Consider the following 13,819-nt stretch of genomic DNA (forward strand, 5'->3'; position numbering starts at 1 on the left):
AGATAATTTTCCATTTGGCAGTTTCTCGCCTCTTGGTGTATTAACCACAGCATGAACTCAAAATGGAGAGATGTGATGAATCCACTGAAAGCCGGTGATACCGCACCGAAATTTAGCTTGCCCGATCAGGATGGCGAACAAGTAAATTTAGCCGACTTCCAGGGGCAGCGTGTTCTGGTCTATTTCTATCCAAAAGCCATGACGCCGGGTTGTACCGTGCAGGCATGCGGTCTGCGTGACAACATGGATGAGCTGAAAAAAGCTGGCGTCGAGGTGCTGGGGATCAGCACGGATAAACCCGAAAAGCTGTCACGTTTTGCAGAAAAAGAGCTGCTTAACTTCACGCTGCTGTCGGACCAGGAGCATCAGGTTTGCGAGCAGTTTGGCGTCTGGGGTGAAAAAACCTTTATGGGGAAAACCTACGACGGCATTCATCGCATCAGTTTCCTGGTGGATGCGAATGGCAAAATCGAAAAGGTGTTCGACGATTTCAAAACGTCAAACCACCACGACATCGTGATGGACTACCTCAAGTCAGCCTGATGTCTTCAGGGCGCGGCATCGTCCGCGCCCTGAACGTTTAGCGACTCAGCGTTTCATCCAGCGGGGCTTCAGGCCACGCGTGCACCACCGCCTTGACCAGGGTGGCGAGCGGAATCGCAAAAAACACGCCCCAGAATCCCCACATTCCGCCAAAGATCACCACTGACAAGATGATCACCAGCGGATGCAGATTGACTGCTTCTGAGAACAAAATCGGCACCAGCACATTGCCGTCCAGTGCCTGAATCACCAGATAGACGGTTAACAGCGTCCAGAACTCGCTATCAAGCCCCCACTGAAACAACCCTACGCCAATAACCGGAATGGTGACCAGCATCGCGCCGATATAGGGGATCAGAACCGAAACCCCCACTAATACGGCCAGCAAAAGCGAGTAGTTAAGGCCGAGGAACATGAAAGCCAGCCAGCTGGCGATCCCAACCACCACCATTTCCAGCACCTTGCCGCGAATGTAGTTAGTAATTTGCTGATTCATCTCCTGCCACACTTCCCCCGCCAGCCCGCGATTGCGCGGCAGCACGCGCCGAACGGCGTTCAGCATCTGCTCTTTGTCCTTCAGCAGGAAGAACACCATGAGCGGCACCAGCACGAGATAAATCATCAGGGTCATCAAGCCTACCAGCGAGGCCAGGGAATATTTCACCAGCGAATCGCCTACCCCGCTAAGACGACCGCGCAGGTTTTCAACGATGACGTCAATGATGCCCGCATCGACCAACGCGGGGAAACGTCGGGGTAAACCCGCCGCATACAGATAGAGCTTGTTCAGCATGTTGGGCAGATCCCGCGTCAGGTTAATGCCCTGCTGCCAGGCGACGGGGGCGACAATCAAGACCAAGACCAGCAGAATCCCGGCAAACAGCACCAACACGATGCTGGTCGCCCAGCTCCGCGTACAGCCAATGCGTTGCAGCCGTACCGTCGGCCATTCAAGCAGGTAAGCGAGAACCAGCGCCACCAGCAAGGGCGCCAGCAACCCACTCAAAAAGAAAAGAATGCAGAATCCCGCCAGCAGAATCACCAGCAGGCCAATCGCCTGCGGATCGCTAAAACGGCGTTTGTACCATTGAATCAATAAAGCCAGCATGCCGTTGGGTCCATAACGTCAAAAAGGGCCATGATTGTACCGGATATTCTGGTGCGGGAAAGATGTGAAAAGCAGTCTGTGGCCTGACAGCTTTCGTTGACCGGGCGATGGCAGGCCTGCACGGCCCTGTTAACGGGAGTTTGAACCTGGCTGAGGCTGTGTCCACTGGCAGGCGAATCACCACCGATTCTATTTACAGCGGGCCGAACGCCTTTCCGGCCCGCTGTCGGTCAATGTTCTGGGGTCAGGCTTCGTTTACCCAAATACGCATCTCCCCTTCTCCCCGGTTCGCCCAGCAGAACCAGGGAATAAACGTTAACGTCTGGCTCTGCGGTGCAGCCGGTGCGCGGTCGTAGTTCCACAGCGGCTGTTGCGCTGGCTCGTGGGCGGTCTTTTTCACCCCTTCAGCCTGGATTAACACCTTGTGCGCAAAGACGCCTTTCCCTTCAAAGGTGTTGAACGCCGCAGACGCGGGCAGCCATACATTGTGTAACTGCTCGCCGTTATCGGCCTGCTCCAGGCAGTAGACTATCGGCCCGCGCTGGACAGCCACCTTACCCGCCACATGACGCACGAGCGGATTACCGTACACCCGGCGCACCGGCATCGGAAGCGTTAGCGTGAGCGTGTCGCCCTCCTGCCAAATCCGTTCAATGTACAGGTAGCCTTTGCGGGCGCGATCCGTCACCACCTCACCGTTACAGCTCACCTGCGGCGCCTCGCACCAGTCAGGCAGTCGTAACGCCAGAGTATGTTTTACGGGCTGGGTGGCATCCACAGAAATCGTGACCGTTTCCTCCCAGGGAAAGTTACCGCTGATACGGATACCCAACGTGCGATCGCCGACGGGCACATCAACCCGGTTGCCGACGTAGAGATTGATAAAGAGCGCATTCTCGTGCGGCGTATAGATATAGTGACCGAGCGAGGTCAGTAAACGCGCGATGTTTGGTGGGCAACAGGCACAGCCAAACCAGCGCTGGCGCACCGGTTTCACATGATCGTAAAGATGGTTGAAATGCAGGGTTTTCGGCTGCACCTCCAGCGGATTGACGTAGAAGAAATGTTTCCCGTCCAGCGCCATACCGCCCAGTACCGTATTATACAGCGCGCGCTCCATCACATCGGCGTACTGGCTGTCGGCTTCCATTTCCAGCATACGTCTGGCAAACATCATCAGGCCGATGGACGCGCAGCTTTCGGCATATACCGTGTCGTTAGGTAAATCATAATCGCTGCTGAACGCCTCACCGCTGCTTTGGGAGCCGATTCCGCCCGTAATATAAAGCTGCCGCTGAGCCATGTTGTGCCACAGCCGCAGGCAGTCCTGACGCTTTCCTTCGTCCTGACTCAGACGCGCGAGGTGCGCTACGCCGGTCATCAGATAAACAAACCGCACCGCGTGGCCCACTGCGTGCTGCTGTTCGGCAAGAGGCTGATGCGCCTGGCTGTAAGCCTTGTCCTTCACCATCCATGCCGGGCCATAGGTATGCCAGTAGGAAGTCTGTCCGCGTTTCTCGTACTCAATATCATAGAAGTGAGGCTGGGTGCCGCGCTGCGTGACAAACGTATTCACCAGCGCCAGATAGCGTGGTTGCTGAGTCACTTCATACAACCGCATCAGCGCCAGCTCGATCTCGGGATGGCCAGGATAACCGTGCAGCTGATGCTCCTCAGGGCCAAACACGCTGTCGATATGGTCGGCGAGCCTGCACACCACCTCCAGTAAACGGCGTTTGCCGGTCGCCTGATAAAATGCCACGCCCGCCTCAATCATGTGCCCGGCGCAGTAAAGCTCGTGGCACTCAGCAAGGTTGGTCCAGCGATCTTGCGGCGCTTTCACGGTGAAGTAAGTGTTGAGATAGCCATCCTCGCACTGCGCCGCCGCGATCAGCTCAATCACCTCATCGGCCGTTTTCTCCAGTTCCGCGTCAGGCTTCTGGCAAAGCGACCAGGCCACCGCCTCCAGCCATTTCGCTACATCGCTGTCCTGAAACACCATGCCATAGAATTCCCCGTCCTGCTGGCCAGCCGCGATGCGAAAGTTTTCGATGGCATGGCTGGGATCGGCTTCCTCGATCCGATCGTTAAGCGCCTCCCACTGATAAGGAATGACCACCTCCCGCACCAGTTGTTGATACTTACCGAGAAACGGATCGTGGATAGTCAGCTTATGCAGATCGACTTCATTGACAGACATCTTACTCTCCTCAAGACGGAACATGGCGAATACGCAGGTCGTGGGCGATCTGCGCCATCATCGGGTTAGTGAGCTTGCAGGCGCTGATGGTGAATGCCAGCAACAGATGGAACAGCGCCGGTAACAGGGTTTCCGTGGCGGTAATACCGTGCAGGGAGGCAGCCGTCTGATTGCCGATCCCCGGCTTATAAGTCACGATGACAAACAGCAGGCTGATAATGACGGCGCTGGAGGCCCAGGCAAGCTTGATAAAGAACAGGTTAAACGCGAAATTCATGCCCGACGAGCGGACACCGTTTTTCCATTCGCCGTAGTCATCAGCAAAGGCCATCAGGGCAAAATGCAGCGGCAGAGTGAACCCGAGGATGATGCCATTACTGAGGATCACCACCAGCCACAATATCTGCCATGACGGCCCGACCGGCAGGAACCACATCATGACTGCGAGTGCGGCCAGCACAAGGTTGGTCCAGTAATACAGCCGGACGGTGTCAATCCGCCTGGAAAGCGGGTTCACGATCACCGATCCCACAATGGAGGCTAACGTCACCATGGTAAAAAACAGCGACGTGAAAGCCGTGCTGCCCTGTAACACATAGGTAATGAAGTACATGTAGCCGCCGCCGCGAATGTTAAACACGTTAATCAGCAAAAAAGACATCACCAGCATCAGCAACAGCTGATCGTTTTTGCGTAGCCCGGCCAGATGCTCACGCAGGGTAAATTTGCCCAGGCTGTCCAGCGGTACGCGCTCGCGGACCCAAAAGAAGCAACACAGGAACATCACGACCGCCAGAGCGCACAGGATACCGACGCCAGACTGATAGCCCAGGGCCGCATTTCCCTTACCCAACACCGCGACCAGCCACGGCAGCCCTACCGAAACCAGAAACCCGGCCACCCCGCACAATACAAAGCGCCATGACTGGCAGGCCAGCACTTCTGTGTGGCGGGTGGTCATGGTGTTGATCAGCGCGCAATAGGGCACGTTGATGGCGGTATAGCTGACAGAGAGCAGCAGATAGGTGGCAAACGCCCAAACAATTTTCATGTCCATGCTGACGGCGGGCACGGTGAACGTCAGCGCACCAATGAGGCCAAGGGGAACGGCCACCCAGAGCTGCCACGGGCGGAAGCGCCCCCAACGGCTATGGGTTCTGTCGGCAATGACGCCCATCACCGGATCGGAGACCGCGTCAAACACGCGCAGCACCATAAACAGGGTGCCGACCAGCGCGGGCGTTAAGCCAAACACATCGGTGTAGAAAAACGTCAGGAAGTTGGTGATCAGGCAGGTGATCACCGTGCCACCGGCGTCACCCAAGCCGTAACCTATTTTCTCTCGCAGGGACAGCGCACTCTGCGTAGCCGACGGGCTAAGATCGGCCTGAGCGATAGTCGTAGAAGTCATTTAAAATGCCTCATGCAGGACAGAGAGGATTGCCCGCTTTATGCCGGGCTTATTGGTGTTTTAGCGCTTAACCCGATTTATTTTGTCAGGAATCCGTTCACCAACAAGAGCACAAAAAAGTATAAAAACGGGGTAATTCCGACCTGTGAAGCAAAGTGTGAACTGGATCAGGTACATGTCTTTTTTTTAGTTAATAATCAGAGAGAAAGACATTTATTACCTCTGTAGCAGCGGGAAAATGAATAACGATGTTCGAATTATCCATAACGTTTCCGATACAGGTGCAAAATGGCGGGCTGTTTATTTCGCGCGGCGTGGGAACCCATCCTGCACGCAGGCTGACCTCCTGGGAGATCATTTTCGTTGAACGCGGGCAGTTAACGATTCGGGAGGATGGCGAGCTGTTCAGCGTGCAGGCGGGCGAAAGCCTGCTGCTGAGGCCAGGGCATTTGCATGTGGGGGAAGGGATTTTTCCGGCCGATCTGAAATTTTACTGGCTGCATTTTGACTGGCAGAAACAGCCTGAGCAGCATGGCTTACACCAGGCACTGCTCCACCTTCCCCAGCATACTCGTGTTGGCGATCCGGCCTATATCATCGCCCTGTTCCGGCAGTTCCTCAGCGAGCAGGAAAACATTCATCGCAGCGTCGCACTGGAATGTATTTTACTGCTTATACTGCAGCAGCTCGCGGCTCCGGCGCTGCACGAGGATGTTGTCGACAGCCCCGGCGTTGACCTGGCCTGGAAAGCCAATCAGCTTATTCGCACGCAGTATCACCTGGCGCTTTCACCCTCCACGCTGGCGAAAACGCTGCATTGCAATGCCGATTATCTGGGACGTGTTTACCGGCGCGTGTTTCGCCTGACGCTGACGGAAGCCCTTCACCGGCAGCGCGTATTAATGGCAGAAAAGCTGCTGATCGGCGATAAGCTGCCGTTAACCGAGGTAGCGCGTCAGTGTGGGTTCAATGATGTGGGCTATTTCCGTCAGATATTCCGTAAGCATACAGGCTTAACACCTGCCAGCTGGAAGCGACGCTACTGCCGCGAGCATATCAATTCCTGATGGCTCGCCCGGATTGCCGGGCGGGCCAGAAACCGTTAGCGCACAGTCTTGATCAAGAGGCTTTTACGCGTTTGGCAACCACGGTGCAGTTGCGACCGCTGTTCTTAGCCTGATACAGGGCATCGTCAGCCCGCTTCAGGCTGCTTTCCAGCGGCGGCCGCCGGGCATCCCATTCCGCTACGCCGATGGAAATCGTGATATGGCCGACCGCCTCGATAGCGTTATCCGCGATGCTGATGCGAATGCGCTCGGCCGTCGCCTCAGCTTCTTTCAGAGGCGTGTTAGGCAACAGCATTAAAAACTCTTCACCACCGTTACGGCAGACCACATCCGACTGCCGGGCGCTCTGTCGTAGCGTCTGCGCCACCTGCCGAATCACCCGATCGCCGACGTCGTGTCCCCAGTTGTCATTGACGCTTTTGAAATGATCGATATCCAGGGCGAGCACGGCAAAAGGCTGGCGCATCGTCTGGTAGTAATCGAGTACCGCGTTAAGCCCGCGGCGGTTGAGTAACAGCGTTAGCGAATCGGTCTGCGCTTCCGAACTCAGGCGACCAATTTTGTCCTGTACCAGCCCAATACCGGTTAACAGCGCCCGTTTAACCTGGGCGGCCTCAAAGTACCATGCCCGAATGCCGCCAATTTCGTAGGTGGCGCTTGAGGCATCAATCTTGCTGGCCTTGCGGGCCAGTTGCCAGAGCGGCATGGCAATCATCCGTGCCAGAATGACCGCCACCAGCAAGGTCAGTAAGGCAAAGGGCACTGAATGCTTCAGGACTTTCAGGAGCAACCCCGACAGCGGTTGCAGCGTGACGTCGACAGGTTTCAACGCCACCACCATCCAGCCCGTCGTGGGGACGATGGCGTAGCCGGCCAGCCGGGTCGGTTTGTCGGGCTCAGTTAAGACCAGCGAGCCGTTATCTTTTTCCTGACGTTCCCGATCGCTCATCAGTGGCGACATGGTTTTGCCCACCATCTGGCGGTTCTGGTGATACAGCACCTGATTATCGCCGTCGAGAACAAATACGCTGGTGCCGTCGCGATAAAACTGTTCACCCAGCAGCGCATTCAGAATACTTTTCTTTTTCAGGTAAATCGTCCCGCCAATATAGCCCAGATAGCGTCCCTGGTTATTCCAGATGGGCCATGAGACAAAAATCAGCAGGTTATTGGCGGCAGAGAGTGTCGGTCTGCTAATCAGCGGTTGCCGGGTCTGCAGCGCTTCGCGGGCCGCATCGCTGGTCAGATGCATCCCGGTTAAGGTCAGCGATTCGGGAGAAATTGCGCGCACCGTACCCGTTTCATCCACCACGGCGACCGAGTTAAAACTGTCGGTCTGCTCACGTAGACGGTTCACTTCCGCTTTGAGCAGTGCCTCATTATTGAAATCTTTTCCCAGTAAATTAGCACTGAAGTGCAACTGGGACTGCGCCAGCCGGAAAAAGACTTCGCTGGTGGAGGCCAGTTTGGCAGCGTAAGCGCGGTTAGCTTCCAGGGTGCTGTCGATCAGCACCATGCGTTGCACACGCCAGGTTGCATATAAATTATTGGCAAGCGTGATGACTATGCTGGCAATAACCAGCAGCGCAATAAGCGTGCGTAAGTCCGCCCGGGGACGGAAATTTATGAGCATGGCGGGAACGCCACAGTGCAAAGATTCATTTTGCTGTGCCTGACTCTGTTGTTTTTATCGTGATTTGGGTCCTACAGCGTGTAAGTTTACACGCTGTAGGACAATTTGAGCAGGTTTAAGCGCGGCATTAACCAAAAAGTCAGCCCGTATGGCTTTTAATCGATTAACCCGTTTTGATCATAAAAGGGCCAGGGGCCATCATAGTCTCCAATCGCACACTGATGCGTGGTCATTCCCTGCTGCGGATGCCAGCGATGCAGTAAAAATCCTGCCGGTTCCAGCATGAAGTTTGCCGGGCCATCCGGTTGCAGATCCAGCGCAACCTGATGAGATACGCCGGGGGCAATGCAGGCCAGCGTACCGGCAAAGCGGGTCTGAATCGCGCGGTGTACATGGCCACACAGCACACGTTCGACCTGCGGATGACGACTGACGATCGCCGCCAGCGCATCAGGGGCGCGTAAACGCTGGCGATCCATATGATCGATACCGCAGACAAAGGGCGGATGATGCAGCATCACCAGCGCGGGGCTGTCCGGTGACGCGGTCAGTGCGGCATCCAGCCAGTCAAGCTGCTGTTCATCAAGCTCGCCCCACGGCTGCTGCGGCACGCTGGAATCGAGCGCCAGTAGCTGAACCCCCTTAACCTCCCGTTGCCAGTTGAGCGTCGGGCCCTGTTGCAGATAGGGATGATCGGGAAACGCCGCCCGTAGCGCCTGGCGATCGTCATGATTTCCCGCCATCAGGTAAAACGGCAACGCCAGGGTGGCCAGCGCCTGCCGCAGCGTCTGATACTCTTCTGCCGTACCAAAATCCACCAGGTCGCCGGTTATGACCACCGCATCGGGCCGGGGCGTCAGGCCATTCAGGGTTGCGATCGCCCGTAACAGGGCATTATACGTATCGACTTTTTTATACGACAGACGACCGTGCGCTTTAATATGCAAGTCGCTGATTTGAGCAATCAGCACAGGTTTAACGGACAAACGTTGACTCCTTAAAGGGTAAATTCGAGTGCGGCCTGCTTAGCCAGCGACCAGCTCACTCGCTGCCCGGCGTGCCAGGTTTCCCGTGCGTGACGTTCAACCTGAATCGGCTTGTCCAGCCCGATATCAATCATCAGGCGTTGAGACGCGCCGAGAAAGGTGCTGGCAACAATGCAGCCGTGCTGCGCATAGCGGCCTTCGTCTGCCAGCAGCACATCCTCTGGTCGACAAAAACGCACCGGATGGCCTTGATCGTCACGTGCGATGCAGTTAATCGCGCCAACGAAATCCGCCACAAAACGCGAGGCCGGACGCTGATAGATGGCCTGCGGCGTATCGATCTGCACCAGGCGCCCCTGCTCCATGACGGCGATACGATCGCCAAGCGCCATAGCTTCCTGCTGATCGTGAGTGACATACACGGCGGTGATAGCCAGCTTTTTTAACAGGCCCCCGATTTCCAGACGCAGACGCTCACGCAGTTTGGCATCCAGCGCCGCCAGCGGTTCGTCAAACAGCAGCACTTTAGGCCGTGCCGCCAGCGCTCTTGCCAGCGCCACGCGCTGTTTCTGCCCGCCGGAGAGCTTGTCGATATGACGATGTGCCAGTGACGTGAGATCGACCAGTTCCAGCATCTCATTGACCCGGGCCTCACGCTCGTGGCGCGGAATGCCCTGCACTTTCAACCCATAGGCTACGTTCTGCGCCACGTTAAGCGTGGGAAACAGGGCGTAGTTTTGAAACACCATTCCTACGTTACGCTTCTCAATAGGCAGGTCGGTCACGTTGCGATCGTCAAACCAGACTTCACCCGGCGCGTCAGTGCTCTCCAGCCCACTGATAATGCGCAACGTTGTCGTTTTGCCACAGCCGGACGGGCCCAGCAGAACCAGGGTTTCCCCTGCGCGTACGCTAAGATCCAGCGGGTGCAGCGCCTGATGGTGATGAAAGCGACGCGCACAGCCGCGTAGCGTGACGTTAACCGCATCAACAATCATGCTTTTTCCTCCCTTGGTTGTTGGCGAGACTGGCGTTCAAGCCAGTGATTACAGGCGTTGAGCATCAACAGCAGCGGTAGAATCATTAAAATAAAGATCAGGGTATAAGCAGAACCGACTTCCAGCCGCATCGAGGCGTAGCTGTCGGCCAGGCCCACTGGCAGGGTTTTGGTCAGTGGCGTATGCAACATCCAGGTGATATTAAATTCGCCTACCGATAACGTAATTACCATAAAGGCCCCGGCGAGAATGCCGTTGCGGCAGTTGGGAACCACCACGGTGAAAAAGCGACGCCAGAAGCCGGCCCCGAGGCTGGCGGCAGCCTCCTCCAGTCGGGGCAGTTGTATCGCCTGCATCACCGCCAGTACCGGGCGGATCATAAACGGCAGCGTAAAAAGGACGTGACCAATCAGGATAAACACCCAGCTGTCACGCAGGCTGCTGAACTGGCCATACAGCAGGATAATGCCCAGTGCGGTGGCCAGGCCCGGAAGCGCCACCGGCAACATCAGGCACTCTTCAATGCGCGATGCCCAGCGAGAGGGCGATTTCAGTAAGCCCCAGGCGGCCGGTACGCCGATCGCCACGTTGACGATCAAGCAGCTGACGGCAATGAGCAACGACAGCCAAAAGGTGTCGCTGTACATCTCCCAAACCTGCGCCACCCATTTCAGCGTCAGTCCGCTGCGCAGGCCAACAAAATAGTTCTGCGTCACGCCCGCCAGCATAGACAGGATCACCGGCACAATCATGAACAGTGCAGTCAGTGTGGTGATCGCGACCTGCAGGTAAAACAGCCCACGGCGCTTCATGATGACGGCTCCTGTTTTGACTGGGTGAGTACGCGCGCCAGCATTAAGCCAGCCCAGGCGACAGCGCCCATGACCACCGATAACGCCGCCGCCGTGGCGAAGTTAGCGTAGTTGGTGAATTCGCCATAAATGGTCAGCGGCAGCACACTCAGGTCGGTTCCCAGGGTAAACGCGGTGCCAAATGCGCCCATACTGGTGGCAAAGCACAGCGCACCGCTGGAGAGCAGTGCCGGTTTAAGTCCCGGCACGATCACATCCCAGACAATGCGCCACTGGCTGGCGCCTAACGAACGGGCGGCTTCTTCCAGCGAGCGATCCAGTTTTTCACTCGCGGCCACCAACGTCACAATGGCGCGCGGCAGCGAAAAGTAGAGATAACCAATGAACAGCCCGGTGAGTGAGTAAGCCAGCGTCCAGCGCTCATCAAACAGGCGCAGGCTGATCTGCGCCAGCACGCCCTGTCGTCCTGCCAGCATCACCACTAAAAACCCCACCACCACGCCGGGAAACGCCAGAGGAAAGGTCAGCAGTGCCAGCAGAGTGCCGCGTCCGGTGAAACGCTGGCGAGCGAGGAAGCACCCTACGACGGTGGCGATGACCAACGTCAGTAGCGTTACCGTCAGCGACAGCAGCACGGTATTCACCAGGCTTTGCAGATACTGCGGCTGGGTAATTACCGTCCAGTAGCCACTGTGATGTGTGCTGCGATCCGGCGTCATGCCCATCTGTAATAATCGGGCAAAAGGTAACAGCCAGAACGCGGCAAAAAACAGTAAGGCTGGCAGCAGCATCCATGGCCAGTTTGCCCCCTGCTCGCGTCGGCGTGACCGGTGGCGCGTTGCCACCGGTAAATCGCTGCGGGCGTCAGACGCTGCCATTACCGAATCTCACTCAAGTAGCGGGCAGAGAAGGCTTTCTGTGCATCGGCCATCTGCTGATAGTCCACGGTATGCGCGCGCGCGTAATCACTGTCTGGCAGGAAGCGCTTTTTGGCCTCGGCAGACATGGCTGAAGGCCGTACCGGGCGCAGATAGGCATTGGCCCAGATAGCCTGGCCTTTATCCGACAGCACGTAGTCCATGACTTTTTTGCCGTTAGCGGCGTGCGGGGCGTTTTTCACCAGGCTGATGACATAAGGCACCGTGACCGTCCCTTCCTGCGGGATCACGAACACCACATTGGCATGATCTTTATATTTGGCGCGATAAGCGTTGAAGTCGTAATCCAGCAGAATGGGGATCTCGCCGGAGATCACCCGGGCATAGGCCGTCTGTTTCGGCACGACAGGCTTGTTCGCCTGCAACTTTTTAAACCAGGTCAGCGCGGGAGTGAAGTCCTGCATACTGCCGCCTTTGGCCTGATTCACCGCCACGGCGGCCACGTAACCCACAAACGCACTGGCCGGATCGAGATAGCCCACCATCCCTTTGTATTCTGGCTTCAGCAGATCGTCCCAGGATGTTGGAATGGGTGCACCGCCCAGCGCATCTACGTTGACCATAAAGCCCATCGTGCCGGAATGCAGCGCAACCCATTTCCCTTCCGGATCTTTCATGCCTGCCGGCACCTGATCCCAATTGGCCGGCTTATAGTCAGCAATCACGCCTGCCTGAGCCGCCTGGATACCAAAGCTGACGCCGTAATACACCACGTCGGCAACGGGATTATCTTTCTCGGCGACCAGTTGAGCCAGTGCCTGCCCGGAGTTCTTGTTGTCCTGCGGCACCACAATGCCGGTATCTTTTTTGATGGCCTGAAGCTCGGTCGCCCAGTCTGCCCATTCAGGTGGACAGTTGTAGCAGATAGCATTCTCAGCAGCCTGCACCAGCTGGCTGGAAAATGCACAGGCGGTGAAGAGCGCCGCCCTGGCAAGCACGGTGATTTTATTGTGTGTAGACATGATGGTTCCCTGATGTTGACGAATGAAAGACTGCAGCGATGCTCTCGCCTGAACGCAACCAGTGGTCCAGCAGGCACGAGTCATCATGAGAGGGTTGAAGAAGCATATCGATGGCACAGGCACCTAACCGATCGCTGGGCTGTACCACGCTGGCCAGCGAGGGTGAAAGCTGTTCGCCTATAGCAATGCCGTCAAACCCCATGACCGACAGCTGGTGCGGGACCTGAATGCCGGCACGGGCGGCCGCGCCCAGCAGGCTGATCGCCAGGAGATCGTTACTGCAGATGACGGCGGTCAGTGGGTCCGGGCTGTTGATCAGCGGTAAAAGGGGCTCGAATCTGGATTGGGTATGGCTGGGCATATCAATTAGCGCCCTCGGGACAAATCCTGCCTGCTGCATCGCATCGCAATAGCCAAGATAGCGCTGACGGGCACGATCCGACTGCAGCATCGGTCCCGCCGCCATCACGATATGCTGATGACCCAGCGCAATAAGGTGCGCCGTGGCTTCGGCCATTGCGCGGCGGTTATCGACATAGACACAGCGCCAGTTTTGCTGTTGCGGCACGTTATGCGCCAGAACAAAGGGCATTCGCGCCTCTGCCAGCGGGGCTAATACGGTGCTGCTGTCCGCGTCGGAGACGGTCAGCACCATGCCCGCGACGCGCTGGCGCAGCATATGTTCAATCATGGCGGCTTCACGCTCTGGCTGGTAATCGGTCGTGGCCACCAGCAGGCCATAGCCCGCCAGACGCGCCTGTTGCTCCATGGCCTGAAGCTGCAAGGCAAACACCGGGTTACTGAGCGAAGGCAGCAAAACGCCCAGCGTCGTGGAGCTTTGCGTACGGAGCTGGCGCGCAATGTGGTTAGGTCTGAAACCCAGTTGCTCCGAGGCCTCCAGCACTTTTTTCAGCGTGCCGGGCTTAAGCAGATGGGGATCGGAAAAGGCACGCGCCGCGGTTGCTCGCGAAACGCCGGCCAGAACCGCCACGCTGATTAAATCACTCATTTCACCCCCGGTTAATCGATAATGAGATCGATCTCATTGGCGCTTAACCTAACGGGGTTGTGTGACATCAACATCACGGGAAGATGACATTGCGGTGACAGCGGTTCACCACGTCGTCAATGCGCGGGCAGCAAGACGAATGCCTTTTTCTG

At 56.8% G+C, this 13,819-nt stretch carries 12 protein-coding genes; 2 read left to right on the top strand and 10 right to left on the bottom strand.

Annotated features, from left to right (window positions below):
* Positions 1–75: 75 nt before the first annotated feature.
* The gene (gene bcp, locus DFO57_RS18665; protein WP_014605294.1) at positions 76–543 is read left to right on the top strand and encodes a thioredoxin-dependent thiol peroxidase; all 468 of its coding nucleotides are present in this window, start codon (positions 76–78) and stop codon (positions 541–543) included.
* 37 nt (positions 544–580) lie between these two features.
* Here bcp and DFO57_RS18670 read toward each other — a convergent pair whose 3' ends face one another.
* From DFO57_RS18670 to DFO57_RS18680, 3 genes are all read right to left on the bottom strand, one after another.
* Positions 581–1,651, bottom strand: a complete 1,071-nt coding sequence (locus tag DFO57_RS18670) for an AI-2E family transporter (RefSeq protein ID WP_013026686.1) — start codon at positions 1,649–1,651, stop codon at positions 581–583.
* Between the two features lie 244 nt (positions 1,652–1,895).
* Positions 1,896–3,851 carry a glycoside hydrolase family 127 protein gene (locus tag DFO57_RS18675; RefSeq protein WP_019106063.1) on the bottom strand — a complete coding sequence of 652 codons (1,956 nt, stop codon included), beginning with the start codon at positions 3,849–3,851 and terminating at the stop codon, positions 1,896–1,898.
* Positions 3,852–3,861: 10 nt separating this feature from the next.
* Positions 3,862–5,262 carry an MFS transporter gene (locus DFO57_RS18680; protein ID WP_110015584.1) on the bottom strand — a complete coding sequence of 467 codons (1,401 nt, stop codon included), beginning with the start codon at positions 5,260–5,262 and terminating at the stop codon, positions 3,862–3,864.
* A gap of 248 nt (positions 5,263–5,510) precedes the next feature.
* Between DFO57_RS18680 and DFO57_RS18690 the strand changes: the two genes are divergently transcribed.
* Positions 5,511–6,329 (top strand): AraC family transcriptional regulator, encoded by an 819-nt coding sequence (locus tag DFO57_RS18690; RefSeq protein ID WP_110015586.1) that lies wholly within the window; start codon positions 5,511–5,513, stop codon positions 6,327–6,329.
* A 52-nt stretch (positions 6,330–6,381) separates the two neighbouring features.
* Here the strand turns inward: DFO57_RS18690 and DFO57_RS18695 are convergent, their stop codons facing one another.
* The 7 genes from DFO57_RS18695 to DFO57_RS18725 all read right to left on the bottom strand — a co-directional run bounded on the left by DFO57_RS18695 (position 6,382) and on the right by DFO57_RS18725 (position 13,667).
* Complete coding sequence (locus tag DFO57_RS18695) at positions 6,382–7,962, bottom strand: sensor domain-containing diguanylate cyclase (RefSeq protein ID WP_014594286.1); 1,581 nt, start codon at positions 7,960–7,962, stop codon at positions 6,382–6,384.
* 155 nt (positions 7,963–8,117) lie between these two features.
* Positions 8,118–8,948 (bottom strand): phosphodiesterase, encoded by an 831-nt coding sequence (locus DFO57_RS18700; protein WP_028715449.1) that lies wholly within the window; start codon positions 8,946–8,948, stop codon positions 8,118–8,120.
* An 11-nt stretch (positions 8,949–8,959) separates the two neighbouring features.
* The gene (locus DFO57_RS18705) at positions 8,960–9,946 is read right to left on the bottom strand and encodes an ABC transporter ATP-binding protein (RefSeq protein ID WP_110015587.1); all 987 of its coding nucleotides are present in this window, start codon (positions 9,944–9,946) and stop codon (positions 8,960–8,962) included.
* Complete coding sequence (locus DFO57_RS18710) at positions 9,943–10,758, bottom strand: ABC transporter permease (protein ID WP_013026694.1); 816 nt, start codon at positions 10,756–10,758, stop codon at positions 9,943–9,945. Before DFO57_RS18710 ends, DFO57_RS18705 begins: the two co-directional genes overlap by 4 nt.
* The gene (locus DFO57_RS18715; protein WP_110015588.1) at positions 10,755–11,636 is read right to left on the bottom strand and encodes an ABC transporter permease; all 882 of its coding nucleotides are present in this window, start codon (positions 11,634–11,636) and stop codon (positions 10,755–10,757) included. Before DFO57_RS18715 ends, DFO57_RS18710 begins: the two co-directional genes overlap by 4 nt.
* Positions 11,636–12,658, bottom strand: a complete 1,023-nt coding sequence (locus DFO57_RS18720; protein ID WP_014605289.1) for an ABC transporter substrate-binding protein — start codon at positions 12,656–12,658, stop codon at positions 11,636–11,638. The genes DFO57_RS18715 and DFO57_RS18720 overlap by 1 nt, the downstream gene beginning before the upstream one ends.
* Positions 12,642–13,667, bottom strand: a complete 1,026-nt coding sequence (locus DFO57_RS18725) for a substrate-binding domain-containing protein (protein ID WP_013026697.1) — start codon at positions 13,665–13,667, stop codon at positions 12,642–12,644. Before DFO57_RS18725 ends, DFO57_RS18720 begins: the two co-directional genes overlap by 17 nt.
* Between the last annotated feature and the right edge of the window lie 152 nt (positions 13,668–13,819).

Origin of the sequence: Pantoea sp. AG702 (assembly GCF_003182295.1) — a bacterium.
GTDB classification, from domain to species: Bacteria; Pseudomonadota; Gammaproteobacteria; order Enterobacterales; family Enterobacteriaceae; genus Pantoea; species Pantoea ananatis.